The organism is Psychrobacter sp. CX18, from assembly GCF_057396215.1.
In genome coordinates this window covers 264,929-290,167 of the sequence record NZ_JBXYJH010000003.1, presented here as the reverse complement: position 1 = coordinate 290,167, position 25,239 = coordinate 264,929, and the positions used below count along the sequence as shown (strand labels likewise).

Sequence of the window (25,239 nt, the reverse complement as noted above, 5' to 3'; positions counted from 1 at the left end):
AAATGAGATTTCAACCAACACAAATAGCCTTAAGTGCTGTTGCCATAGGTATTGCAGGAATCGTTTTTTCACAGAGTTATACAGAGGCGGTTGCGGCAGATCATTCTGCATTTGTCGCCACCCCTGAGCAACAATTAACAACCCGTCAAGTTGCTGCCCTATTAGATAGAGCTCATTATTCAAATAAAAGACTTGATGAACAAATGGGGCTCAACATACTACAGATGTATTTTGACCGATTAGATCCAAATCATACGTTATTTTTGCAGTCTGATATCGATGAATTTACTAAGAAATATGGTTACTCGTTAGCCTCTCGATTGAAAAAAGGGGACTTAAGCGCGGCACAAGATATCTTTAAGCGATATACCCAGCGATCCAATGAATACTTTAACTTTGCCAGTGAATTGTTGAGCAAAGATATTAATTTAAATCGTAATGATTATGTGGTTTTAGATCGTGAAGATGAGCCGCGGTTTAGGAGTAAGGCAGATCAACGTACTTATTGGGAACGCCAACTTACCTTACAAATTATTAATTTAACGCTCGGACAAGAAGAAGATAAAGCACGTGATGATCTCTATAGACAAAACCCTGAGTTAACCAAGGGTAATGATCTTATTCTCGCAGAGGATAGAAGCCCTAAAGAGATTCTTTTAAACCGTATAAAGCGTCAGCAAGAGCAGTTAGATCGTATTAAGAGCGATGAGATTATGGAGTCAATCCTCAATAGCGCCACGTTGACCTATGATCCTCACAGTAACTACTATGCGCCTGTTCAAGCAGTTGAAATGCAAGTTCAGTCAAATCTACAACTTGAAGGCATCGGGGTATCTATTCGGCCCTATAGAAAAAATCCTGATTACACTCAGATTGTCACGCTGGTTGATGGGGGCCCTGCCTCAAAATCGGGTAAAATTCAGCCTAATGACTTAATTATGGCAGTCGCTAAAGATGGTGAGAACTTGCAGGACGTCGTGGGTTGGTCTACACGAGAGGTAGTGGCGTTAATCCGTGGTAAACGAGGTACGGATGTCACTGTCAAAGTGAAGCAGCCTAATTCGCCAGATGCTGCGGCACGTACTATCGTACTGACTCGGGATGTCATCGAGCAAGAAGATGCCGGAGTTAGAAGTCGTGTTATTACGGTCAATCCAGAAAGCACCAATGAAGAGAAGCGTATCGGGGTATTAGAGATTCCGAGTTTTTATTTAAACTATCGCGCGCGTCGTAGTGGAGAAAATTACCGTAGCGTCAGTATAGATACCCAAAATGAGCTAAAAAAATTAAATGAACAAAATATTGATGGGCTAGTGGTCGATCTTCGCAACAATCCAGGTGGATCTTTAGATGAAGTCGCCAAGATGTTAGGTCTATTTATAAAACAAGGTCCATTGGTTCAGATACGGGACAATCGAGGCAACGTACAGATTTATCAAGATGAAGATGGTGGTAAACAGCTGTATTCTGGCGATATGGTCGTGGTTGTGAACAAGGCATCAGCCTCTGCCTCTGAGATTTTTGCCGCCGCTATCCAAGATTATGGTCGTGGATTGGTCGTGGGTAGTACCACAACGGGTAAGGGGTCTGCGCAAATTCAGCTGGATAACTTAGCTCTAGGCTCAGCGACCTTAACCCAACGCAAATTTTATCGCGTGACTGGCGGCAGTACCCAAAATAAAGGGGTAGTACCTGATGTTGAGATGGTTAATATTTATGATGGTGCTGAGTTTAGTGAACGTGATCAAAAAAATGCCATGGCATGGGATACTATAAAGACCTCTCCGTTTAAGCCAGAAGGTAAGTTCACTAGCAATACCTTAGCGACTTTAAATCAGCAGTCTAAAATTCGTCAAAATACCAATCCGCAATTTATTTATTTAGATACGTTGAATAAAGTTCGAAATATGGAAGATGATAAAAAGCCTGTTAAGCTTAATATAGAGGAGCGCCGTGACCATCAAAAGCAAGTTGAGCTAAGAACGCTTGAAGCTGAAAATGCGCGACGAGTAGCGTCTGGTAAAAAGCCCTATGCTACTTGGACTGAGTATCAAGCTGCGGTAGAGGCTCAGTTTGAGGTACGTAGTCGAATGAAAAATGATGCACGTCCTAAGCTACCAGAAGATGAAGCTTATGTGATCGAAGCAGCTAAAATTATGTTAGAGGCTAACAAATTACAAAGTCCTTAAACCTTAAGCTAGTGTAGTTCTGTAAGCTATATGTATATGAAATTGAAGGTTTATTTATGTAAAGCTGCTAATGACTTCCAAAAATGTAAGCATATGCTTACGTCACTAGACGCTTTAGCGACTTTCATTCACCTTATTAATTTGCGATTATAGTACTACGACATCAAGGATGATAACTCAAAGGATTGAGTGCTTTAGTTGACAACATTCATTTGTTCGATAATAAAGAGTTGTTCAAGGATGGGATAGCTACTTCTGAGCTTTAAATGGATTTGAAGTTCTTTAGATAGTCATTATGCGTCTAATATCTAGCCTGATATGAGAACATAAGTCATCAAGTCAGGATAAAGGGAATATTATTTAGCATCGGATTAATGGTTCTTCAGGTGCTTTAAATGAGCGGGATGCTCACTATTGTTAACTATTCTTGGATGGGGTAGTACGCAGTAGCCAACATGATGACGACAGCATCAGCCACATGACGAAAGTTATGTGGCTTTGTTGTGTCTAGTCTATATCTGGTACATCAATCTCTCCACTAAATGTGCATGTAAGCATATGCTTACACCATTAGACGCTTTAACGACTTACATGACTCTTTAAAATTTGACACTATAACTCTACGGCATCAAGGATGATGACTCAAAGGATTGAGTGCTTTAAATGAACCTTTCAGGTGCAACTACTTAATAGGTTTCAAAAGAAGTTTCCGTATTATGGATAAATATCTATAACAGTGATTCATCATGTTAAGTCACTGTGTATAGAGCTTATGAACAGATATCTAGTAAGATACTTGAACATAAGGTGAGTAAGGAAACAAACACTTTATATTAGCTTCATAGGATGTGATGTTTAATATAAAGGGTAATGCAATGAGTTGAGCAGGATGCTCTCTATTATTGCCTATACTAGGATGGGGTAGGAAATAATAGACAGTCAGGATGACAACAACAAAAGCCGCATAACGTCAGTTGTGCGGCTTTGTTGTATTCTGCTAATCTCAAAAGTCTGTAAAATTTTACGAGTATGTATTAGACAATGGATTAACTGTTATTTCGCCCCACACTGCCTTGTAATGCAGTTGGTAGCGCTAAAACGTCTAACTCAGAGGCTTCGATATCATCTGGTCTCGCAACTACTAATGCCTCAAATCCTGAGTTATCACTACTGGGAACGGCATTGACTACTTTAATTTTATCCAGACTATCGCCAGCTTTAGGGGTGTTACCTTGACCTTTAACCCGGTGTAAAAAGGATTTTGGCGCCGCTTTAAAGTATATTCGGGCGATAACTTCTTGTCCTAAGTAGCAGCCCTTATCATAGTCCACGCCGCCCCGCTGATGTAGACGAAGCTCTTGCGGTTGGAACATACCTTGAGTGGCTTCAACAATCCAATAGTTACCTGTCGCAATACTTAGTGCCATCCAACCTTCCGGATCGCTTTTATCTGCACTATGACTAAACGAGGCCTCAGCAGTTTCACTATCGTTCATATGAGTGGATTGGTTATCCGTCTTGTCTAACACGCAGGGATATACCTCGATTGCCTCAGATGTGGTAAATTTTGAAAAGGCACCATATTTCTTGAGATGCGCTTGTAGACTCGGCAAACAGTCACTGCTTATGACGATATCAAACTTATTCTCAGCTTGTTTTTTTACCCAAATACCAAAGGCAATACGGCCTTTTAAATCAGCAATAGCTGCTGGCTGGTAGCTGAGATTAAGCTTGATGATATTCACCGTTAATTGGCTTTGTAAAAATTTACCGGCATCGTCACCCTCTAAGGTGATTTGTTTAAAACTTACTGTCGTCACATTTAACGTCCTTATAGTAATTACAATGAAATATCTAAAATCTTATATAAAAAAAGGTAGGGTCTAATCACCTATACCCCCATTTCTGTATGAATTAAGCTACAATATGCCTATATAATATGCGATATAAATTCAACATTTCAAATGAGGATAAAATGAGCCTACCAAATTGCCCAAACTGTGATTCTGATTTAACCTATGAAGATGGTGCTTTACTGATTTGCCCTATGTGTGCTCATGAGTGGACTGCTGCCGAATCTGAACAGTCTACCACTGAAGAAGCATCAAGCGTTATTCGTGACGCGGTAGGCAATGAATTGCAAGATGGAGATACGGTAACAGTTATTAAAGACTTGAAGGTAAAAGGCTCTTCTACTCCCCTTAAAGTGGGTACCAAAGCTAAAAATATTCGTTTGCTACACGATGCACCAGATGATCATGATATCGACTGCAAAGTCGATGGATTTGGGCCGATGAAGCTCAAGTCTTCAGTGGTTAAAAAAGCCTAAGTCTTTAACGTATTATCAAAGAGATTTTTAAGTAAAGCCGTATCTTAGGATGCGGCTTTACTAGTTTATAACGCTTGAATATGAAATGGGTTATGGCAGTTAATCAAAACTTTAGCTACTGATGAATTATAGAGGGTAATACCTGCTTTAGGTAGAGTTATAAAATGAGATTAGAAGAATGCTTCACTTATAATATCCTAACCAGATTAACGACATCAGTGACATAGACAACATGAATAGCATAAATCATGCCATAAAGGATTAAATAGGTTGTAAGATGTTAATCCATAACTTATTTAAGGGATTGGAGGCTTGAGTCATAAAACAAGGCATCAATAGAAGGATTAACTAAATAATGGCATTAAAAATTGCTATAATGGCATAAGATTTCAAATTTTCTTTACAATTTTTAATATACAGAGGTGATTATGTCAAAAAAGAGCAATAAAGCCGAAAAAATTGAAGATGGTTATATCACCGATGAAAAAAAGATTGAGAAGTATGAAACGACTAAGAAAAAAGAAGGGGCGCAAGTCAGAACCAAAGAGGTCATCGATGACGTGCTGTTAAAAGATTTAACAGACGGTAACATTGAAGGGCTATCAGATCATCTGCAAGCATTAATTCATGATGCTGCGCCCGATGATCTTGTCAAGCTCAAAAATTTATTTGCCAAACATGCCCTTGCCAATCAAGTTAAAACTGGCATAAAAAAAGATGACGAGCTCTCTGATAATTGGCGTGAAGGGGGTTATCCTTATAAAAACCGATTATCACGTAAGACTTATGAAAAGCAAAAATACCACCTGCAAGTTGAGCTTTTAAAGCTACAAAGATGGGTACGTGAGACAGGACAGAAAGTCGTTATTATATTTGAAGGCCGTGATGCTGCCGGTAAAGGGGGATCGATCAAGCGCTTTATGGAGCACTTAAATCCACGTAGTGCTCGAGTTGTGGCGCTCGAGAAACCGACAGATCGTGAATTGGGTCAGTGGTATTTTCAACGTTATATCCAACACCTTCCTTCGTCAGGTGAAATGGTATTTTTCGACCGTTCATGGTATAACCGCGCTGGCGTTGAGCGTGTGATGGGCTTTTGTACTGATGAGCAGTATCAAATCTTTATGAAACAGACTCCAGAGTTTGAGAAGCATCTCATTGATTCTGGTATTCATCTTATTAAGTTTTGGTTCTCTGTCAGCCGTGATGAACAGCGTCGTCGCTTTGCCCAACGGGAAGCACACCCTCTAAAACAGTGGAAGCTATCCCCCATTGATATGGCGTCGCTTGATAAGTGGGATGACTATACTCTTGCTAAAGAAGCCATGTTCTACAATACTGATACCGCCGAGTCTCCTTGGATTGTGATTAAATCGGATTGTAAAAAACGGGCAAGATTAAATGCGATGCGCTATGTGCTTAATAAACTGCCTTATGACGGCAAAGACAAAAAACAAGTCGGCAATGTGGATCCGCTAATCGTTGGTCGTGCTGGTGCGTTATATGAAGTTGGTGAAAAAGATGACTTAGCCGTGTCTTAAGTTTAGACTTCAGATTTAGGCAGTTGCTTTAAAGCCATGATGTTAATGCCAATCACGCTAAGCCAAAAGAGATAAAGGATCTGAATTTACTCCAAACCCTTTAATATAAGGGTAGTATAAAACTACGTTTAAATACGTATAAACAAGTCGACAAAGTGAGCTCATCAGAGCTCACTTTTTTTTGTTAAAATAGGTGCCAGTCTGAATGGTCATCCAATTTGATTTTTCTTCCTATTACCTTCTTAAATACTATTTCTAAAATAATTATCTGTTGATAGCCGAGTTAATATTATGAGTACTAAAAACGAACAACTATTTTTACAAGCCAAAAAACATATACCAGGAGGGGTTAACTCTCCTGTTCGAGCCTTTGCAGGTGTTGGAGGCACGCCTATTTTTATGCACAAAGCAGCGGGCAGTAAGATTTATGATACACAAGACAATGAATATATCGATTACGTCGGCTCATGGGGTCCGATGATTCTAGGTCATGCGCATCCTAAAGTTATCGATGCTGTTAAAGCAGCGGCTGAAGATGGCTTAAGCTTCGGGACGCCGACCACGTTTGAAACCTCGATTGCCGATACCATCTGTGAGCTGGTACCCAGTGTGGAATTAATTCGGATGACCAACTCAGGTACAGAGGCGACTATGAGTGCAATACGTTTGGCACGGGGCTATACTGGCCGTGACAAAATTGTCAAGTTTGAGGGGTGCTACCATGGTCACTCTGATAGCCTTTTAGTAAAAGCGGGTTCAGGGATGCTTGATATCGGTGAGCCGACCTCGAAGGGTGTTCCGGCAGACTTTGCGAAGCACACCATTACCTTGCCCTATAATGATCCGCAAGCAGTGAAAGACTGTTTTGAAAAGTGGGAAGATGAGATTGCGTGTGTCATCGTTGAGCCTATCGCCGGTAATATGAATATGGTGATACCGACACAAGAATTTCATAATACGTTGCGTGAAGAGTGCACCCAAGGTGGGGCGGTATTAATCTTTGATGAAGTAATGACAGGGTTTCGCGTGGGATTACATGGCGCACAAGCGCACTTTAATATTGAGCCGGACTTAACGTGCTTCGGTAAGATTATTGGGGCGGGGCTACCCGTCGGTGCCTTCGGGGGTAAGCGTGAGATTATGGAGTGTATTGCCCCTATGGGCGGTGTTTATCAGGCCGGTACTCTATCTGGTAATCCATTGGCGATGCGTGCTGGTATCGCGATGTTTGAAGACCTAACGGTCGAAGGCTTTTATGATGAATTGGCTGATAAGGTCAGCTATCTAGTAGAGGGCATTCAATCAGCGGCAAATAAACATGGCATCGAGATGCGTTCGACAAAGCTTGGCGGTATGTTTGGCCTATTCTTTGTCAAAGATGACTCTACTGGTGTGCCGCAGAATTTTGAAGAGGTGACGGCATGTGATATGGATAAATTTAACACCTTCTTCCACGGCATGATAGCCAAAGGGATTTACCTCGCGCCTTCAGCGTATGAGGTTGGTTTTATGTCTTCAAAGCATAGTACGCAAGATTTGGACGCCACGATTAAAGCCGCCGATGAGGTGTTTGCTGAGATGGTAGGTTAAAGGGTTGTCTTAAAGAAGGTTGTCTTAAAATAGAGCTAATTAACTAGTTCACTAAAGCCTCATATAGGGGCATGTCCTAATAAAGACTATGTTAATTTAAAAAAGACAGTGTTTCGATAGGACCACTGTCTTTTTGATCAATCGAATTATATGGGTATTGCCAACTCTTCAAAATCATAGAGCCAAATATCAACGTTATGACTGTCAATGTAATAGACTTTGCAATCCTTGTGATATTGGATGATAAATATCCTATTAATTAGGGTCAACTTGCCACTGTTTGTTATAAGTGATTTAATGATGATCGAGGTATGAAGTGTACCGATTTTCTTGTTTATGCCATAACAGGCAGTTTAACCCATTGAAGATAGTTTGAACGATTGCATATAGTTTGACCAATGAAGTATTGAATTAATTTTTTTCAGCGAAAATTTGATAGAATTATGTTTAAATTCTATGATTTAGTAGTCCCTAGAAAGATCCTAATTATTGATTAAATTAAGGTTAAACAATTGCATATGCCCAATAATTTTCTTGCGAATGATGAGCTCATGGCGGCCATTGATATTGGTTCGAACAGTTTTCACCTAGCCATTGCTCGTCTAGATCATGGCGAAGTCCGTAAAGTGGCTTCTATGTCTGAGAAGGTGCAGTTAGCTGCCGGATTAGATGAAAATAGAATTCTGAGTGAGGAAGCGCAGCAACGGGGGCTTGATTGTTTAGCTCGTTTTATGGGGCGATTGGGGTCTGTCTCTCCAGATAGACTGCGTATTGTGGCCACAAATGCTTTACGTCAGGCAAAAAATGCAGAAGACTTCATTAAACGTGCCAATGAGATATTACCAAAACCCATTGAAATTATTGCAGGTCGAGAAGAGGCACGTTTGATTTATCTGGGAGTTTCGCATACCAATGCCAGTAGCGATCAACGATTGGTCATTGATATTGGTGGTGGTTCAACTGAATTTATTATCGGTCAAGAGTTTGACCCCTTATTGACCGAAAGTCTGCAAATGGGATGTGTCGCCTTTACTCAGCGTTTCTTTGAGTCAGGGGTTATAGATGAGCAGTCCTTTAATAATGCCATTGCTGCTGCGCGTAAAGAGATTTTGAGGATTAGCGGTGCCTATCAAAAAGCAGGATGGAGCAGTGTGGTTGGCTCAAGTGGTACGATTAAAGCGGTACGCAATGTTTTAGTCGCTGAAGGATGGGCGGATGATCAAGAGCGCATTACCTATCAAGGCGTCAAAAAACTACAAGCGTGCTTGCTTGAGATCGGTGAAGTGGATGATATTGACTTAGACGGTGTTAAAGAACACCGTAAAGCGGTTTTTCCAGCCGGTGTGGCAGTGTTACGTGCCGCCATGAAAGTATTGGGTATTGATACTATTACTTATTCTGATGGTGCCCTGCGTGAAGGGGTAATGTATGACATGTTAGGGCGTTTTGCCAGTGAAGATGTTCGTGACCGTAGCGTACAGGCTCTTGTAGAGCGTTATTCAGTCGATATAAAACAAGCGAGACGTGTGGTGCAGAGCTGTGAGCAATTATTTAACGATGCGCATGACGCTCTAGGCTTGGGCAGTGAAGATAATGATTTGCTACGTCGTGCCGCTTATTTGCATGAGATAGGTTTGGCAATCAGCCATAGTGGATATCACCACCATAGTGCTTATCTATTAGAGCACTCCGACATTCCAGGATTTTCTCAAGTTGATCAGTTGCGTATGTCACAGTTAGTGCGTAATCACCGACGTAAGCTGAAATCAGAGAGCCTAGAACACGCACAACTTATTGGAGGCCAGTCTCTGGTTTATTTATGCTTGTTATTGCGTCTGGCAGTATTGGTTCATCGCAGTCGAAGTGATCGAGATAACAATGCATTAAGACTCAATGTACTTGATAAAGATCGCTGGCAAATTAAAGTCGAGTCAGATGATTTAGATGAAAATGCGTTGCTGGTCTCCGATCTACAAGACGATATTGATCAGTTTAGTAAATGGGGCGTTGAGCTAAGTGTCGTGTGTGATTAAACGTTGGCTGATGTCGTAGAACTTCTTTTAAACTTAAGTTCATTAAGATTTCAAGACCATAATAATTTTAAAGTTTTAAGGACATATCATGAGCTCAGTATGGGAAAGCGTTAGTTTGGCAAGACATCCTAAGCGCCCCCTCTTTTTGGATTACGTCGGTCAGTTATTTACTGAGTTCGATGAGCTGCATGGGGATCGAGCATTTGCAGATGATAGAGCTGTCATTGGCGGGTTGGCTCGGTTTGATGGGCATCCTGTCTTAATTATAGGTCAGCATAGAGGCCGTAGTACGCGTGAACGTATTGCTCATAATTTTGGTATGGCTTATCCCGAAGGGTATCGTAAAGCAATTCGACTGGTGAAATTAGCAGAGCGCTTCAAATTACCGGTGATGACCTTTATCGACACGCAAGGGGCTTATCCTGGTGTGGGTGCAGAAGAGCGTGGACAAGCACAAGCTATTGCTGAAAGCATTGCTACTTTTAGCAGTTTAAAGACCCCGATCATAGCGACTATTATTGGTGAAGGTGGTTCAGGAGGTGCATTGGCGATAGGGGTGGGTGATAGAGTCAATATGCTACAACACAGTATCTATTCAGTGATCTCGCCAGAAGGCTGCGCCTCTATTTTATGGAAAACGGCTGAGAAGGCACCAGAAGCTTCAGATGCTTTAAAGCTAAATGCGGACAACCTGTATCAATTAGGACTGATCGACAGTATCGTAGATGAAGGGGTTGGGGCGCATATTGATGCCAAGCCAGTTATGGAGAATTTGCAAAAGCTATTAAGCGATCAATTAGCGGAGCTGATTAAAATAGACACTGACACTCTGGTCGAACAGCGTTACCAAAAGCTAAAAAGCTTTGATTCCACGGTGAGTCTTGCATAACCTCATAGGATAATCTAACTATGGTCAAAAAGGACAGAGTTTCGCTTTGTCCTTTTTTTTATTGGGTTTAATCTTGTGGCGCTTTCATTTTAAACGCATCTTATAACGTTTTTAATTAGTCAAAGTATAGATAGGTATATCACGTTTTTTCTCATTTTAACGTTTAAATGCGATTTTCTTTGACTTGGTTTAAGTACCTAGCTTTAATTCTTGGCCAAATTTGCTGACGAAGCGTAGAGCAAGCTTATTGTATTGTATGCAAATTGCTACTAACGGTGACACTGTATATCCGTTTGTCCTATACTAAATATACCATTCAAATTTGTTCTATACTTTTTTCTATAACTTTATACACAATCTCTATATACATAGCAGCGATTTGGTAATTGGTGAATAGCGAACACCCTTTTGTGATTACTATCTTTGCGATATATAAATTTAAAGGACTTACGCAGCATCTAATTAACAGCAATTAGGATAATTTTTTTACTGTTGAATAGGTAGCGCCAGACGTTTAGTAAACAATCCCAAATCGCCTTTAAGTGCTTCAATACCGTTATTCGCGTAGCTCCTATGTATAAGTCCCCTTACTCTTTGGTCAATTAATGAGGTCTGTCATGCGTAAAATACCCGTTTATAACCACCCAGCGGCTGGTTGGTCAGCTTTAGTCGATTCCTCTCGTGTACTCATGGATTACAAGGCTTTTTTGCGAGGGAGCGTTAGTGTATTAGGCAGTAATCAGCCGACATGGGGCTTTGACTGTCCGGGCTGTGCATGGCCTGATCATAAAACGCATAAAACGATTGATGTTTGTGAGACAGGCATAAAAGTTTTGGCGAGTGAGACAATGAGTGCGCTGGCAGATAAGACTTTCTTTGCGAAGCACAGTGTGACGGAGTTACAAGGGTGGACGGGCTACCAACTTGAGCAGGCAGGTCGTTTGGCAGAGCCGATGATCTATGATGCGGAGCAAGATAAATACGTGGCTATTGCTTGGGAAGAGGCTTTTTCACGTGTTGCCCAGCAATTAAAAAATCTTGACTCAGCTGATGACGCCTTGTTTTATACCTCTGGCCGAGTTACCAATGAGCCCGCTTTTTTGTATCAATTGTTCGTGCGCCTATTTGGCACCAATAACTTACCTGACTGCTCAAACATGTGTCATGAGCCAACCTCTGTGATGTTGTCTAAACAGATTGGCGTCGGTAAAGCGACTGTGGTATTGGAGGATTTTGAACAGGCAAAACTTATTTTAATGTTTGGTCAAAATCCTGCCACTAACCATCCACGTATGCTTGAGATGTTAGCCCATGCTCACGATCAAGGCTGCCGTATTATCTCGATAAACCCAATGCGTGAGCAAGGCTTAAGTCGATTTAGAAATCCGCAAAAAGTGACGCACATGGTAGCAGGGTCCAGTGATGACATGGTAGATGAAGTCATTCAGATCCAGATCGGTGGCGACGCTGCGCTACTCACTGGTATGGCAAAATGGCTGATAGAAAATGACAAAATAAGTCTAGATTTTATTAAAGAACAAACCTCTGGATACGATGAGTTCTGCAAATGGATAGGAGATCAGAGCTGGTCGGATATAGAACGAGGCTGTGGTATTAAACAGGCTGAGATCATTGGCTTGGCAACTTTAGTCGCTGATAGTTCAGCGACTATCTGTACGTGGGGCATGGGTATTACGCAGCATGTGCAGGGTGAAGACAATGTCGCTATGATTACCAATCTATTGTTGTTGATGGGTATGATAGGCGTTGAGGGTGCAGGGGCGTCCCCAGTCCGTGGGCACTCCAATGTACAAGGTGACCGCACCATGGGTATTCATGAGCGCCCTGCTCAATCCTTGTTAGATAGCTTGGAGCGAGTATTTAAGGCACCGATGCCTCAAGAGTCCGGTTATGATGTGGTAAAAGGCGCGCAGGCAATGACTCAAGGCAAGCTTAAAGCCTTTATGGCTATGGGCGGTAATTACTCAGTGGCTGCGCCAGATAGCAAGGCGATTCAGCAGGCGCTCACGCGCAATCAATTGAACGTCTTTGTGGGCACTAAGCTAAACGAGACCATGCTCTATCCTGGTGAGAACAATATTATCCTGCCTTGTTTGAGTCGTACGGAGCGCTATGTGACCGATAAGGGCAATCAATTAGCCACGATTGAAGACTCAATATGTCAGATTGTGCCCACTCAAGGGCAGCTTAAACCTGTCAGTGCCTCCCTTAAGTCTGAAGCACAGATTATTGCAGGAATTGCGACGCATTTGTTCGATGACAAGGCCAGTAATAGCGTCATTGACTGGAAAGCGTTGAGTGAGGACTATGATCTGGTACGTGATTACATCGCGCAAACTATCAAGGGATTTGAAAACTTCAATGTGCGTATTCGCGAAAATAAGCGAGGCTTCCATCTATATCATCCCGCCCGTCACCATGTCTGGAATACGGACAGTGGTAAAGCTCAGTTTGTTGTGCCGCAATATCCGATAACCTATGTGGCAAATGATATGCAGAATAAGGCAACTGCTTATAGCGAACGTTCAACAAAAGAGGCTTCGTCCGATCATAGTCAGGATTCTCAGCAGGCCATTTGGCAATTTACCAGTGTGCGGGGTCATGATCAGTTTAATACCACGATTTTTGGTCATGAAGACCGTTATCGCCAGACTAAGCGCCGCGATGTGTTGTTTATGCATCCGGATGAAATCAGTCGTATGGGCTGGCATGAAGGCGATAAAATCGAAGTTATTCGTCAGGATAGCCAAGGCAAACGTCGCACATTGGGGCCTTTGATATTGACTAAAATGGATATAGCCTCAAATGCCGTTGCTGCTTATTATCCAGAATGCAATGACTTAATGGACTTAGACAGCCATGCCCCTGAGTCGCATATTCCTTCTTATAAGTCAGTCACGGTTGAGCTACAGCGTGTGGCGGAGTCAGCGTCAGTTGCTTAAGTGACTTAAGGTCGCTACAGGCTAGTATCGCCATAATATCAGCAACATTAGCAGCATTAGCAAGGATACATATGATGACGGGTCGTAAATGATAGCCAATAGCATAACGACAGACGATAATCTAGAGTCTGCATCAGTAGAGGGGTCTTTTGAAGATGAGTTTACGTTCAGGGATATAGATCAGCCTGCTACTTTATCCTGTCAACACCTGACTCAGCGCCACTATTATCAATTAAGCAGCTTAAATAGTGTGGGTAGCTTAAGTAGTTTGAGTAACTCAAGTAGTCAGAATAAAGACTCATTAACAGCGCCTAACGTCGATCAAAGGTCAGAAAGTTTAGCGATTGAAGCAGCAGTCGCCATAGTGATTAATGGTATTCATTACGCGGTACTGATGGCAAGCCCAAGCGACCTTGAGTATCTGGCAGTGGGTTTCTTAATGAGTGAAGGTCTTATTGACAATAGCCAAGATCTATTAGACTGGGAAATTTCGCATCTAACCCCCTCGTCAAACTTACAAGCGTTTACCAGTCATCGTTTTGATGAGTCAATGACACTGACTTCACTCGCCAATCAGTTACAGGATTATGAGGCGTATGTGGTAGAGTTGACTTTGAATCAACGCAGTCATCAGCGTATTAAAGCCCAGCGGCGGCAGCTTTCAGGTCGTACAGGGTGCGGCATGTGCGGGATGACAGGATTGAGTCAAGCATTACCAGATTTAAGTGGCTATCTTGATAAAGACTTGAATTTAAATGATCCTGATGCCCATGGCAATCAGGCCCTTAAACCTAAACTAGAAGAATTACTTGCTCTGCGAGAGCAGATAGCCACAGCTCAGCAAACGCATCAGTTAACGGGCGCGGTACATGCTGCGGCCACTGTGTATAAGGGTCAACTTAAAATATTTGAAGATGTTGGGCGTCATAATGCCCTTGATAAGTTGATCGGCTGGCAACAACGGCACAATGTAACCCTTAACTGCGTGGTAATGACATCTAGGCTGTCTATTGAACTGGTTCAAAAAGCCATTCGTGCTCGGTTGCCTTGGTTAGTGGGTATGTCAGCGCCTACAAGCACAGCGGTGCGTGTTGCAGAGCGTTATGGTCTTGGTTTGGCAGGGTTTTTGCGCGATGATCGTGTTACCTTTTATTCAAGTTTTGAGCGTTTTCCAGAAAATCCTGATTATAAATAAACGTTGGCCGTGTATTATTTATTGATATTATTGTGTAGTTGATGACATATACTGAATTGGCTTAATCTAATTATCTTAATCTAATGAGCTATTTATATAGACAAACTAATGACCCTTTTTTTAATAAGTCTTTATTGTTAAGCCTCTATTTAAATCCTTCTATTTAAGCATCCCTATTGAAGCATCCCTATTTATGAGCCTAACCGAGTCACCTTTAACGCAAGCCTTACTGGCCAGTCTTGATCGTTATCGTTTGTCTTTAACCGGCAGGCGAGTATGGTTAGCCTGTAGTGGTGGACGAGACTCTTTAAGTCTAGCGATGCTGTGTCGTCAATTATTTGATGATGGCGATCTGCCCTTTTTGCCGCAGTTGTTGCATGTAAATCATGGTATACAAGATGCCAATGCTGCTTGGTCAAAGCAAGTGATGGACTGGGCCAATCAGGTGCAGATGCCCTGTCAGGTTATTACCTTAGATTTAAAAAATAAAAGTGAACTATCAGCTCGCACTGCCCGTTATGACGCCATGATAAAGGCAATGAACTGTGACGATGTCTTATTATTGGGTCATCATCAAGATGACCAAGTCGAGACCGTATTAATGCGTTTATTTAAGGGTGCGGGTGTCAATGGTCTTGGCGGGATGCAGGAGTGGTCGGTCAAATACAGTCCTGTCAGACACCATCAGATAGACGATTCTGAAGACAATAATGAGCGTCTCAATACACACAGCATATTGCAAAAAAAGGTAACATTATGGCGGCCATGGTTAACTGTCAGCCGTACTCAAATTACGGACTATGCACAGTCGCACAATCTGGCTTATATTGATGACCCGACCAATGTTATAGCGGATTTAAATAATTATCCCGATGCAGCGGATTATCCTTTAAGCATGACTGCCGACAACTTTTCAAGTAGGCCTTCACCTCATTCTTTCAACACGTCTTTGAATGATCTTGATCTGACACGCCATGAAATAAATGATAGAGCATGGCTGCGCAGTGTGTTACTACCCCATATTATCCAATGCTATCCGCAGGCTAAGCAGGCGATAGCGCGAAGTAGTCAGCTTATTCAAGCGGCAAGTCGTATTGTTGATGAACAGGTCGCTGATGACTTAAAGAGTATCATCATATCTAACCCATGTCTTGATAACCCTATCTGCACTGGTAGCACTACCTATCAAAAGGACACGTTTAATAGTCCTACAATTTATGAGCCTACAACAGACAGTGCTTGGCAGTCCATTATTGATATTAATAAACTTCATGAGCTATCTGACGCTCGGCAGTCTGCCCTTATTCATGCGTGGTTAAGTCCGTTAGACACAGAGATGCCCCCGTCACAGAGACTGGTTAATGACGTCTTGGCTTTAAGTAAGCGTCGTGATCCTAATCATCAAACGTGCTTATATTGGGACAGTGGTCAGTATGGTTATCAAATCCGTCGCTATCAACACAAGCTATATCGTCTACAGCAACAATGGCTAGACTGGCTTGATTTACACCCTAAAGTGCAGCAATTAACGGTTAAATTTGAGACGCCTTGCTCTCTTCCTGACAACGTAATACTTAAGCAGTGCCGCTATGGGGTTCAGTGGCATTTAAAAGGCATACATCAACTGTTTGTTAGCCTAAAGCGGATGATACAAGATCAAGATATTATGCAGCGCACGAATAATAATATCGATGCGCAAACGGATACTATCACGCTTATGGTGCAACCTCTACCGCGAGATTTAAAACTAACCTTAGCGGGCCGAGTAGGGCGTAAGGCTGGAAAAAAACTATTGCAAGAACTGGATCAACCGAGCTTTCAGCGTCAATCAGTCGTGGTATGTTCATTAAAAGTAAAAGGTCGTGGTAACGATGCCGTACCTTTGTTTGTGATCACGGTAACTGGCATTGTTGTCTTACAAAGTCCTTTTTTGACCTCGATTATCCAACTGGTTGAGCAGCAGTATCTAATGAGCCAAATTATTAAGACTAATTGTTAAGTCAATCCCGCTTAACTATAATTAGACGATGGTTTGATTACCGTTGAGGGTTGTCAGCACTAACCTTGTTTAGCTAATTAATGATATAAGAAGCCTTTGATGTATGGTTTTAGTAGCACTGGTCTGATTATTCAGACGTGCTGGGCTTAGTTAGAGAATACTTTTAAACCAAGGCATTTTTAGGCAGATGGCTTTCATCCAAAAATTGATGTGCTACACTAACACCCGCATATCGATCTTAGGGGCTGTATAAACTGTCACTCGACAATATCAATGTAAAATATCAGTGATAAATACAGTTGTTAAAATTAATAATAAAACTAATAAATTCTAAAAAATGAAATATTTGAGGTAATGGAGCAAATAATGTCAGACTTAACTGGGAAAAAAATCAGCTTTATCGGTGGCGGCAACATGGCTCAGGCCTTAATAAGTGGTCTAATCGGACGCGGTATTAAACCCTCCGATATTACAGTAGCAGATCCTTCCGCTGATATAAGGCAGAGCTTAAGAGATAAAAGAATTAATACGGTTGATCCAACGCAAAATACGGAAACAGATAACGCTTTAGTGGCCGTAAAATCGGCAGATGTGATAGTACTGGCAGTCAAGCCGCAAGTCATGAGTAAGGTCGTCGCAGAGTTTGCCCCGGCGTTAAAGCAGCAATTGGTTATATCAGTGGCTGCTGGCTTATCAACCGATTCTCTAAGCAGTATGTTAGGGGGCTATCAAAACATAGTACGCGCCATGCCCAATACACCGGCAATGATTCAAAAAGGGGCAACCGGTCTTTATGCCACTGACAGTATCAGTGAAGCGGACAAACAGTTAGCAGCCTCGGTCATGGCAGCCTCTGGTTTGGTAAGCTGGGTGGCAGATGAAGCACTATTGCATGCTGTTACCGCCATATCGGGCTCAGCGCCTGCCTATTTCTTCTACATGATAGAGTCGATGATTGCGACTGGTGTTGAGATGGGGCTAGACGAAAAGCAAGCGGCTGCATTGGCGATGCAAACAGCATTAGGGGCGGCTCAAATGGCCATCACCAGTCATGAAACACCTGCAGCACTGCGCCGTAAAGTCACGTCACCAAATGGCACCACCCAAGCGGCAGTAGAATCCTTACAAAAAGATGATTTGGCTCAAATCATGAAGTCTGCCATGCAAGCTTGTTATGATCGTAGTGTGGAGATCAGTGAAGAGCTGTCTAAATAGGGCTTATCTGATATGCTTTGCTTTATATAGGATGAATTGTATAGGGTAATTTATCGAGAGTACTTTATAGAGAGCACTTTATAGAGAGTTTCGTATAGAGAGTAGCTTATAAAGAGATTTGCAAATTTTTAACTCCGCCTAAGTCCTATGTATTATAAGCACCTATTATAATAAACACGTATGTATAATAAGCACCTTATAATAAGTACCTATGTATACTAATCAATTAAATATAAATAATTATCTTAAAATAAAAGTAAATCCAAGGGTTAATAGCCTGTTTATCAGTCAAATTGTAAGAGTAGGTTGAATGACAAGTCTTTCGAGTGCCCTATTTAATATGGTTATCAACTTTGCCATGTTACTTATTTTTATTCGTTTTATGCTTCAGTTTTCGGGGCTAGAACGCAATCATCCTTATGTTGAGCCTGCCTACAAAGCCACTCGAATCGTGGATGTCTTTGGACGTATTTTTCCAACGGTAGGCGATGGGCGAGTGAGTTTAGCGGCTGTCGTGTTGCTATTTTTACTTAAGTTGATCGATATTTCAGGTAATGCTGCCTTAGTGGGCCATGGTTACACCCCTATCAGGCTGTTTTTTGAAGGGTCATTATCGCTTATACTTAGTTTTTTAAGTGTGGCACGCTATTTAATTATTGGTTCCATTATTATTAGCTGGATTGTGGTATTTACCCAGAAGATGCATCCTATCTTTGAGCTAATTATTCAGATGGCAGACCCTATACTGGCGCCATTTCGTCGAATTACACCTAATCTAGGTATGCTTGATCTTTCGCCTATTGTGGCTATATTTGGATTATTATTGATAGAGATCTTTGTTGAAATTATTGCCACTAATTTAATGCCAATGATAGGTTGATTTTAATAAACTGAAAAACTTACTTGCAATGACGTTTTATTTTGCTATAATACTCGCCCACAACGTAAGGTAACTGACCAGTTTAACTGACCAGTTTAACTGGCCACTTAAGTTGTGTATTAGTAGTTTCGGTGAAGTGGGTGAGTGGCTGAAACCGCACCCCTGCTAAGGGTGTATACGTTAACGCGTATCGAGGGTTCGAATCCCTCCTTCACCGCCATTTATTTTTGAATTGGTTGAATTAATTCAAAAAAATTATTGACTACTAAGAAATTATGGCTATAATAGCCATCCTGTTAACAACAAGTCATTAGAGTCTTTTTTCTTTTGATAGCATGAGTTAACTTGTTGTATTCGTCATAAAAGTCTAGTTAATACTAGCAAACGTTAGACAGTAGAGTACGTTAGATAATTGTTGAAAGACAAATAAGCGCCTGTAGCTCAGCTGGATAGAGCACTTGGCTACGAACTAAGGGGTCGGGAGTTCGAATCTCTCCAGGCGCACCATCTAGCATACACTTCAAATTAATCGCCCATTGTTAGGCGATTTTTTTTATGCCTGTTATTTTATTCTAAGTTTATTTAATTTTGCATTCTTATCTAATATCCTATTCTATAATGCAACTTATCTTTGTCTGGCTTATAAAACCTACTATTTGTCGCATCTGTATACGCCTTCCCCGATATAGTAATTTCTAGATTTGCTATAAATATATTATCTTCATTTCATACCTGCTAGGTCTTTAAAAATAAGCTACAATATCTTTTTGGTAGCTTACACCTTTGTCATCACCGAGTTGTCTTTAAAACTATGTCAAAACGAAGTAAACCTAAGCTTACGAGCCGTCCTAATCCACTTTCAAGCAGTCGCAATGAGCCGTTACGCCCCTCGGGTATAGAAGGGGTAAAAGTGTCTGGTGAGCCTGAAATCGCTAAGCCGAGCACTCGCGTGATCGCCATTGTTTATGACGGCATGTTGATATTAGCGTTGTTATTTTTAGTGGGTACCGTACTCACCATCATAGGTACATTAATGACGATGGAGACGGGTGTCACCTCAGATGAGGCGCAGACATTGCCTCGCTGGTATCAAAATCTAGTATTAACCCCAGCCTTTATCTTAACCTTGATTGGATTCTACGGACTATTTTGGCGCAGAGCAGGGCAGACACTGGGCATGCAAACGTGGCGACTGAAAACGGTAGACAGTAAAGGTCAATTGCTCTCATGGCCTAAATCCATTAAGCGTATTTTAGCAGCGTGTCTGATACCAGTTTTGTGTGGTTTGATCGGTTATCTATTGCATGGCTCGCGCCCTGCAATGCTTGCCAGTGCCATTTTTGGCTTAATGTTTAACTATATCTTTTGTCTATTTAATAGCCGCGGCTTGGCAGTCCATGACATGCTATCCGACACCGTCACTTTAAAGATGCCAAAAATTCATCATGAAGGACTTATAAAATCCTTATCAAAGAAGCGTCGTGCTAACAAATAACGGTTAAGTAAGAGGCGGTATTTTAATTAGACCAAAATCTTGATATGAATTTAAAGGCGGTTAAAACGGTTGATATTTATGAGGCGCTAAATAGGAATGGCTTGCATTATTCACATCCTCACACAAAACTAAGGGTAATTAAGACAGTATTTTTGTCAATATCTGCTTATAATTAAGATTAAGCTTTTAAAACGGTAATCTTAAAACGGTAATCTTAAAAAGGTAATCTTAAAAAGGTACTTTTGAAAAGGTACTTTTGAAACGGTACTTTTGAGATTAAATTGTGTGACTTGTTATTTATTTTATTTGAAGACTTTGGAGAAAGATAATGAAGGAAGCTACTGGAGTAGATTTTGACCAAGATATTTTTGCGGCATTGAAGGCGAAGCATGAACGACAGCGCGATCTATGTGAGTCGTTAGAAAAAGCGACTGATAACGCAAAGCGTAAGACACTATATACTGATCTAAAGCTTGAGTTGCAAGCACATGCCGCGGCTGAAGAGCGTCATCTGTATATTCCAGTGATGCAGCACGATGAAGGTTTAGACTTGTCGCGTCATGCGATTACGGAGCACCATGAAATGGATGAGTTGATGGAAACGCTTGACGATGGCCGTATTAGTCAAGACACTTGGGATACGACATGTTCTGACTTAATCGAAAAAGTGCGTCATCACCTCAAAGAAGAAGAAAATGAGTTCTTTAAACAAGCGCGTAAAATACTTGATAACGATTTGCAGCAGCGTCTAGGGGCACTGTATCAAGTTGAGCACGATGAGTTTATGAAAACGCATGCCAATGACTAAATTAATACATCACAACCAATATTTGGTTTTTGCTTAAAAATAGGCTAAATAATAAACATCAGAACCAACCCACTAACCTTAGTGGGTTTTTTATTGTGTAAATATAATAAATTGTAACGACCGGTCTAATCGAACGCAAACTAAAATATAATACAGCGTAATATAGTGATGTTGATAGTAATGTTGAAAGATATAGGTAGGATGGTGGGTAGTCTAAAAGATATAAAAATAAGGATTTATTAGATATCATTTTATTAGCTATTTATTAACTATTTATTAGCTATTTATTAACTATTTATTAACTTTCGCTTTATTAAATAACCTGACAATCAGGGTCTGTTGATCATTCAAATGTGGAACAGACCCTATTAATAAAAAACACACATTTAAATCTTAAAGGAAAGAAACATGGCTTATGCTCGTTTATTTGACCCTATAAAAGTCGGTAACCAAACCTTAAAAAATAGAATCTTTATGGCACCGCTGACACGCCTGCGTTCGATTGAGCCAAGTGATATGCCGACCATATTGGCCGCAGAATACTATGCCCAACGCTCTGGATCAGGGTTGATTATTAGTGAGGCGACACAAGTATCTTTACAGGCAAAAGGCTATGCAGGAGCGCCAGGACTACATAATCAAGATCAGGTGACAGCGTGGAAAGTCATTACTGATGCCGTGCATGCTAAGGGTGGTAAAATGGTGGTGCAGCTTTGGCATACTGGATTAGTATCGCATGAAAGTGTGCAGCCGGAGCATAAAGCGCCAATCTCAGCGTCCGATGTGCATGTCGGCGTTCGCACCTCTCTGCGCGATGACACTGGTAAGCCGATTCGTGTTGAAAGCACCCCGCCAAGACCCGCTAGTCTCGATGAAATTAAACAGGTAGTTGCAGACTTTGCGCAAGCGACTAAGTATGCTCAGCAAGCCGGCTTTGATGGGGTAGAAATACACGGCGCTCATGGTTACTTGCTACATCAATTTTGGGCGGAGCATACCAATAAGCGTGAGGATAACTATGGAGGCAGTCGTGACAATCGCGCGCGCCTGATGCTTGAGGTGATTGATGCCTGTGTCCAAGCGTGGGATAAAGATCATATTGGTATTCGTATCTCGCCGCTTGGTAGCTTTAATAATGTTGACGTCGGTTATAATGAAGAGGAAGCCATTTGGCTGGTTGAGCAGATTAATGAAAGAGGACTCATGTATTTGCATTTATCAGAGCCAGACTGGGCAGGGGGTCAACCTTATTCAACCGAATTTAGACAAAAGCTACGCCACGCTTTTGATAACACTATAGTGGCGGCAGGCGGTTACACAGCTGATAAAGCAGAATCGTTAATCGAGGCAGGTGTCATTGATGCAGTGGCGTTTGGTCGTGATTATATTGCCAATCCAGATCTGGCTGAGCGTATCCAAAAAGGCGCGCCTTTAAATGAACAGCGCCCTGAAAGTTTCTATGGTGGCAGTTCAGAGGGCTATACTGATTACCCTTATATGAAGGATTAAAGTCATATAAAAGATGGAAGTCTATGATATCAATAAAGTCTCGCTAAGACTTCAGTAGTGGAGGCAAAAAGCCTATTAAGACATAAAGCCCCTAAAGCTGCCAATGAATAGATTATTATTTAAGAGACCTTACTTTCAATAGACTGTTTAACAACCTCTTTACAGATAAACTAAAACAGCCTTACTGATATGTCAGTAAGGCTGTTTTTTATGGTTCAAACGTTTGTTGCTCAAAGTAGCGCATTAAACCATTTAATAATAAGTTTTCACGAATATGAATCGGATGAGTTAGGTGCTGTGCCAAAATACAGGCGTCGCCGCCTGTCAGGATAAATTCAAAGTTTGCATGGCGTCTAGCAATCTCGTTAATGGCGCCAACGATGGACAGCAATATACCACGGTGGACGGCATCAGAGGTGGTGGTACCCTGTTGAATGCTATTAAAGGCTCCGTCGCTAATACTAATTTGTTTGGTGCCAGAAAATAAGGCGTCGCGTTGTAAATATATACTGGGAAAAATATAGCCGCCCAGATGGTGAGCGTGGTCTGTCAGATCGATAGTAAGTGCGGTACCGCAGCCAATGATACACTGACGTTTTTTGCGATCAACAGCGCCCAATATTTGTAGCCAGCGGTCCACACCTAATTGCGCGGGATCATAATCGCTACTTAGTAGCTCATGACTGGCATCCACATGCACAAACTCAAAAGGGATATCTAAAGTAGCGAGGGTTTCTGAGACTTGGGCATTGACCGCTTCACCCAGTACAGATGAGACGCCGATAAAGTCTGGTGCCAGTCTTGCAAAGCGGTCTGTCAGCCCTATCAATAGCTCTGCTGGCGCTTGCAGGTGTTGTTTGGCAGCACTGGTAATAATTTGGCCAACGTCATCTGTTAGCCAGTACTTCAGTCGTGTATTGCCTAAGTCAAGCCATAGCTTTGCCATAGGTGTTCCTCAAAAGTTTTAAAACAGACCTTAAACATTATCATATTTAAAGCAATAAGTAATAGGGGTTGTCTAGTATTGATGATGACTCTTGATAGCTAAAATTTGGCGTATTGTAAGCTTAAGATTATATCGTTTCAAGGAGGTTGCACGGTTAAAAAGTTATTTCAATGTCTATCAAAATTAATATGCACGTTCTAAGTTAATTTTGGGCTATCTTAACGTTTTCTTTTATTTGAATTTTATTTTTGATTACTATTTTTAAAACTTATTATTTAAGGTAAACTTAATGATATATAAGACATAAATCTTATTTTTGATCCACTATTTTAAGGAAAGATATGCACACCGTTAATCTACCCCGTGGCTTTTGCCGTCATAACATCATGCTATTTAGCTTAATAATAGGGTTATCAATATTTTCAATCTCTACAGCTCATGCATTGGATTTCCAAACGACTGAGAAAATGGCAATGGCAGGAGATTCAGATGCTCAGTATAACTTGGCACTAATGTACGATACAGGGGAGGGTGTGGCTCAAGATTATAATAAGGCCCTCATGTGGTATATGAAAGCGGCGGATCAAGGTGACGGCGAGGCAAGCTATAATATCGCGACAATGTACTACAGTGGAGATGGCGTAGAACAGAGCTATCAGATTGCCAAAAACTGGTTTGAACTCTCCTGTGAGGCAAAAGATGAAGATGGCTGCGCCGCTTTAGCAGAGCTTGAAAGTCAAGGTTACTAAGAGTAAGTCCATTAAAAACAGGTCTTTAAAACTAGGTCTTTAAAAAAGCAACATACGAAAAAAGACGCTAAAGGGCGTCTTTTTATATTTTAAATTTTGTGGCTCAATTGTCGCTCATCTTAGTCTCATTTTGGGGTCATCTTAGTCTCATTTGGGGCCCACTAAACGGATATATGTGGGTTATTGAGCGCCTCAAATCATTAACGCTCACTGAGATCACGTGCCACTAATTTTTTAAGCTCTTCAGGTGAGGACCATAGACCTTCTAAGTCGTAAAATTCACGGGCCTGTTTGGTCATAATATGTACCACCACAGCCCCTAAATCAACCAAGGTCCAGTCGCTGTCTTTTTCACCTTCACGGCCAAGAGGCATAAAGCCCGCTTTTTTAGAAATAGCGCCTAACTCATCGGCAATGGCATTGACATGGCGCTTAGAAGTGCCCTCGGCAATCACCATATAATCCATTACATCAGTAAGATCTGAGACATTGAGCACGGTAATGTTTTTCGCTTTCATATCGCTTAGAGCTTCTTGCGACATTTCAAGACAATATTGCAGTCTTTCATCGGTCATTGGGGTTTTTTGATTCATGTCTATCGTCATAGTTATCCTATAAGGTTGTCTGTATTATCTTCAATAACGTTTTCGCAACGCGTATTTTGCTGTTTAAGGCGGTTTATTTGGAATTTAGTGTCTAAAACTTCTCGTTAAATAATGGCTCAATATCTTAATTGGTAAGTTATCATGTCCTGTTGGAGCAGTACACTTACTAGCTGAGTCAACTCTAGCTTAAGCTCACTGACTTTCTTTAAATGTTAAAAAAAAGTCTTAAAGGCGTATATGTTTTAAAAAGAAGGCTCAAAACTATTGTTTTAAAAAGCTAACAAAGTTAAATGACAGGTTGGTG

The 25,239-nt window shown here is 41.3% G+C and carries 18 protein-coding genes and 2 tRNA genes; 17 read left to right on the top strand and 3 right to left on the bottom strand.

The window, feature by feature from the left end; translation table 11 throughout:
• Window positions 1-2: 2 nt before the first annotated feature.
• Window positions 3-2,189 carry a carboxy terminal-processing peptidase gene (locus AC2SLT_RS03360; RefSeq protein ID WP_486546137.1) on the top strand — a complete coding sequence of 729 codons (2,187 nt, stop codon included), beginning with the start codon at window positions 3-5 and terminating at the stop codon, window positions 2,187-2,189.
• 1,046 nt (window positions 2,190-3,235) lie between these two features.
• On the opposite strand, the gene ygfZ is transcribed toward AC2SLT_RS03360, so the two are convergent.
• A complete protein-coding gene (ygfZ, locus tag AC2SLT_RS03355; protein ID WP_486546136.1) occupies window positions 3,236-4,009 on the bottom strand; it encodes a CAF17-like 4Fe-4S cluster assembly/insertion protein YgfZ in 774 nt (257 codons plus the stop codon).
• A 155-nt stretch (window positions 4,010-4,164) separates the two neighbouring features.
• Here ygfZ and AC2SLT_RS03350 point away from each other — a divergent pair, with 155 nt between their 5' ends.
• The 15 genes from AC2SLT_RS03350 (at window position 4,165) to nemA (ending at window position 22,635) form a co-directional block, all read left to right on the top strand.
• On the top strand, window positions 4,165-4,518 hold the full coding sequence (locus AC2SLT_RS03350) for a zinc ribbon domain-containing protein YjdM (protein WP_486546135.1): 354 nt from the start codon (window positions 4,165-4,167) through the stop codon (window positions 4,516-4,518).
• Between the two features lie 428 nt (window positions 4,519-4,946).
• Window positions 4,947-6,059, top strand: a complete 1,113-nt coding sequence (ppk2, locus tag AC2SLT_RS03345) for a polyphosphate kinase 2 (RefSeq protein WP_486546134.1) — start codon at window positions 4,947-4,949, stop codon at window positions 6,057-6,059.
• 291 nt (window positions 6,060-6,350) lie between these two features.
• The gene (gene hemL / locus AC2SLT_RS03340; protein ID WP_486546133.1) at window positions 6,351-7,649 is read left to right on the top strand and encodes a glutamate-1-semialdehyde 2,1-aminomutase; all 1,299 of its coding nucleotides are present in this window, start codon (window positions 6,351-6,353) and stop codon (window positions 7,647-7,649) included.
• Between the two features lie 518 nt (window positions 7,650-8,167).
• The gene (gene ppx, locus AC2SLT_RS03335) at window positions 8,168-9,682 is read left to right on the top strand and encodes an exopolyphosphatase (protein ID WP_486546132.1); all 1,515 of its coding nucleotides are present in this window, start codon (window positions 8,168-8,170) and stop codon (window positions 9,680-9,682) included.
• Window positions 9,683-9,770: 88 nt separating this feature from the next.
• Window positions 9,771-10,571, top strand: coding sequence for an acetyl-CoA carboxylase carboxyltransferase subunit alpha (locus AC2SLT_RS03330; RefSeq protein WP_486546131.1), 801 nt, complete (start codon window positions 9,771-9,773; stop codon window positions 10,569-10,571).
• A 617-nt stretch (window positions 10,572-11,188) separates the two neighbouring features.
• Window positions 11,189-13,534 (top strand): FdhF/YdeP family oxidoreductase, encoded by a 2,346-nt coding sequence (locus AC2SLT_RS03325; RefSeq protein WP_486546130.1) that lies wholly within the window; start codon window positions 11,189-11,191, stop codon window positions 13,532-13,534.
• Window positions 13,535-13,622: 88 nt separating this feature from the next.
• On the top strand, window positions 13,623-14,729 hold the full coding sequence (gene fdhD, locus AC2SLT_RS03320; RefSeq protein ID WP_486546129.1) for a formate dehydrogenase accessory sulfurtransferase FdhD: 1,107 nt from the start codon (window positions 13,623-13,625) through the stop codon (window positions 14,727-14,729).
• Between the two features lie 193 nt (window positions 14,730-14,922).
• Window positions 14,923-16,728 (top strand): tRNA lysidine(34) synthetase TilS, encoded by a 1,806-nt coding sequence (gene tilS / locus AC2SLT_RS03315; protein ID WP_486546128.1) that lies wholly within the window; start codon window positions 14,923-14,925, stop codon window positions 16,726-16,728.
• Between the two features lie 366 nt (window positions 16,729-17,094).
• A complete protein-coding gene (proC, locus tag AC2SLT_RS03310) occupies window positions 17,095-17,943 on the top strand; it encodes a pyrroline-5-carboxylate reductase (RefSeq protein WP_486546127.1) in 849 nt (282 codons plus the stop codon).
• Window positions 17,944-18,253: 310 nt separating this feature from the next.
• On the top strand, window positions 18,254-18,823 hold the full coding sequence (locus tag AC2SLT_RS03305; protein WP_486546126.1) for a YggT family protein: 570 nt from the start codon (window positions 18,254-18,256) through the stop codon (window positions 18,821-18,823).
• A 130-nt stretch (window positions 18,824-18,953) separates the two neighbouring features.
• Window positions 18,954-19,043: transfer RNA gene (locus AC2SLT_RS03300), tRNA-Ser, on the top strand.
• 210 nt (window positions 19,044-19,253) lie between these two features.
• A tRNA-Arg gene (locus AC2SLT_RS03295) sits at window positions 19,254-19,330 on the top strand.
• A gap of 304 nt (window positions 19,331-19,634) precedes the next feature.
• Complete coding sequence (locus AC2SLT_RS03290) at window positions 19,635-20,318, top strand: RDD family protein (RefSeq protein ID WP_486546125.1); 684 nt, start codon at window positions 19,635-19,637, stop codon at window positions 20,316-20,318.
• Between the two features lie 328 nt (window positions 20,319-20,646).
• Window positions 20,647-21,126, top strand: a complete 480-nt coding sequence (locus tag AC2SLT_RS03285) for a hemerythrin domain-containing protein (protein ID WP_486546124.1) — start codon at window positions 20,647-20,649, stop codon at window positions 21,124-21,126.
• A 408-nt stretch (window positions 21,127-21,534) separates the two neighbouring features.
• Window positions 21,535-22,635 (top strand): N-ethylmaleimide reductase, encoded by a 1,101-nt coding sequence (gene nemA, locus AC2SLT_RS03280; RefSeq protein WP_486546123.1) that lies wholly within the window; start codon window positions 21,535-21,537, stop codon window positions 22,633-22,635.
• A gap of 208 nt (window positions 22,636-22,843) precedes the next feature.
• Here the strand turns inward: nemA and AC2SLT_RS03275 are convergent, their stop codons facing one another.
• Entirely contained in the window at window positions 22,844-23,581 is a 738-nt protein-coding gene (locus AC2SLT_RS03275; RefSeq protein WP_486546122.1) for a pantothenate kinase, read from the bottom strand.
• Window positions 23,582-23,922: 341 nt separating this feature from the next.
• Between AC2SLT_RS03275 and AC2SLT_RS03270 the strand changes: the two genes are divergently transcribed.
• Window positions 23,923-24,330, top strand: a complete 408-nt coding sequence (locus tag AC2SLT_RS03270; RefSeq protein WP_486546121.1) for a tetratricopeptide repeat protein — start codon at window positions 23,923-23,925, stop codon at window positions 24,328-24,330.
• Between the two features lie 200 nt (window positions 24,331-24,530).
• On the opposite strand, the gene rsfS is transcribed toward AC2SLT_RS03270, so the two are convergent.
• Window positions 24,531-24,935: a ribosome silencing factor gene (gene rsfS / locus AC2SLT_RS03265; RefSeq protein WP_486546120.1), complete on the bottom strand. Its 405-nt coding sequence runs from the start codon at window positions 24,933-24,935 to the stop codon at window positions 24,531-24,533.
• Window positions 24,936-25,239: the final 304 nt, after the last annotated feature.

Bases quoted from the DNA above. Each gene is read 5' to 3' on its own strand.
- hemL (WP_486546133.1), top strand. From the start codon at position 6,351: ATGAGTACTAAAAACGAACAACTATTTTTACAAGCCAAAAAACATATA.
- nemA (WP_486546123.1), top strand. From the start codon at position 21,535: ATGGCTTATGCTCGTTTATTTGACCCTATAAAAGTCGGTAACCAAACC.
- tilS (WP_486546128.1), top strand. From the start codon at position 14,923: ATGAGCCTAACCGAGTCACCTTTAACGCAAGCCTTACTGGCCAGTCTT.
- AC2SLT_RS03330 (WP_486546131.1), top strand. From the start codon at position 9,771: ATGAGCTCAGTATGGGAAAGCGTTAGTTTGGCAAGACATCCTAAGCGC.
- ppk2 (WP_486546134.1), top strand. From the start codon at position 4,947: ATGTCAAAAAAGAGCAATAAAGCCGAAAAAATTGAAGATGGTTATATC.
- AC2SLT_RS03360 (WP_486546137.1), top strand. From the start codon at position 3: ATGAGATTTCAACCAACACAAATAGCCTTAAGTGCTGTTGCCATAGGT.
- ppx (WP_486546132.1), top strand. From the start codon at position 8,168: ATGCCCAATAATTTTCTTGCGAATGATGAGCTCATGGCGGCCATTGAT.
- AC2SLT_RS03285 (WP_486546124.1), top strand. From the start codon at position 20,647: ATGAAGGAAGCTACTGGAGTAGATTTTGACCAAGATATTTTTGCGGCA.
- AC2SLT_RS03275 (WP_486546122.1), bottom strand. From the start codon at position 23,581: ATGGCAAAGCTATGGCTTGACTTAGGCAATACACGACTGAAGTACTGG.
- AC2SLT_RS03325 (WP_486546130.1), top strand. From the start codon at position 11,189: ATGCGTAAAATACCCGTTTATAACCACCCAGCGGCTGGTTGGTCAGCT.
- AC2SLT_RS03350 (WP_486546135.1), top strand. From the start codon at position 4,165: ATGAGCCTACCAAATTGCCCAAACTGTGATTCTGATTTAACCTATGAA.
- rsfS (WP_486546120.1), bottom strand. From the start codon at position 24,935: ATGACGATAGACATGAATCAAAAAACCCCAATGACCGATGAAAGACTG.
- fdhD (WP_486546129.1), top strand. From the start codon at position 13,623: ATGATAGCCAATAGCATAACGACAGACGATAATCTAGAGTCTGCATCA.
- AC2SLT_RS03290 (WP_486546125.1), top strand. From the start codon at position 19,635: ATGTCAAAACGAAGTAAACCTAAGCTTACGAGCCGTCCTAATCCACTT.
- AC2SLT_RS03305 (WP_486546126.1), top strand. From the start codon at position 18,254: ATGACAAGTCTTTCGAGTGCCCTATTTAATATGGTTATCAACTTTGCC.
- AC2SLT_RS03270 (WP_486546121.1), top strand. From the start codon at position 23,923: ATGCACACCGTTAATCTACCCCGTGGCTTTTGCCGTCATAACATCATG.
- proC (WP_486546127.1), top strand. From the start codon at position 17,095: ATGTCAGACTTAACTGGGAAAAAAATCAGCTTTATCGGTGGCGGCAAC.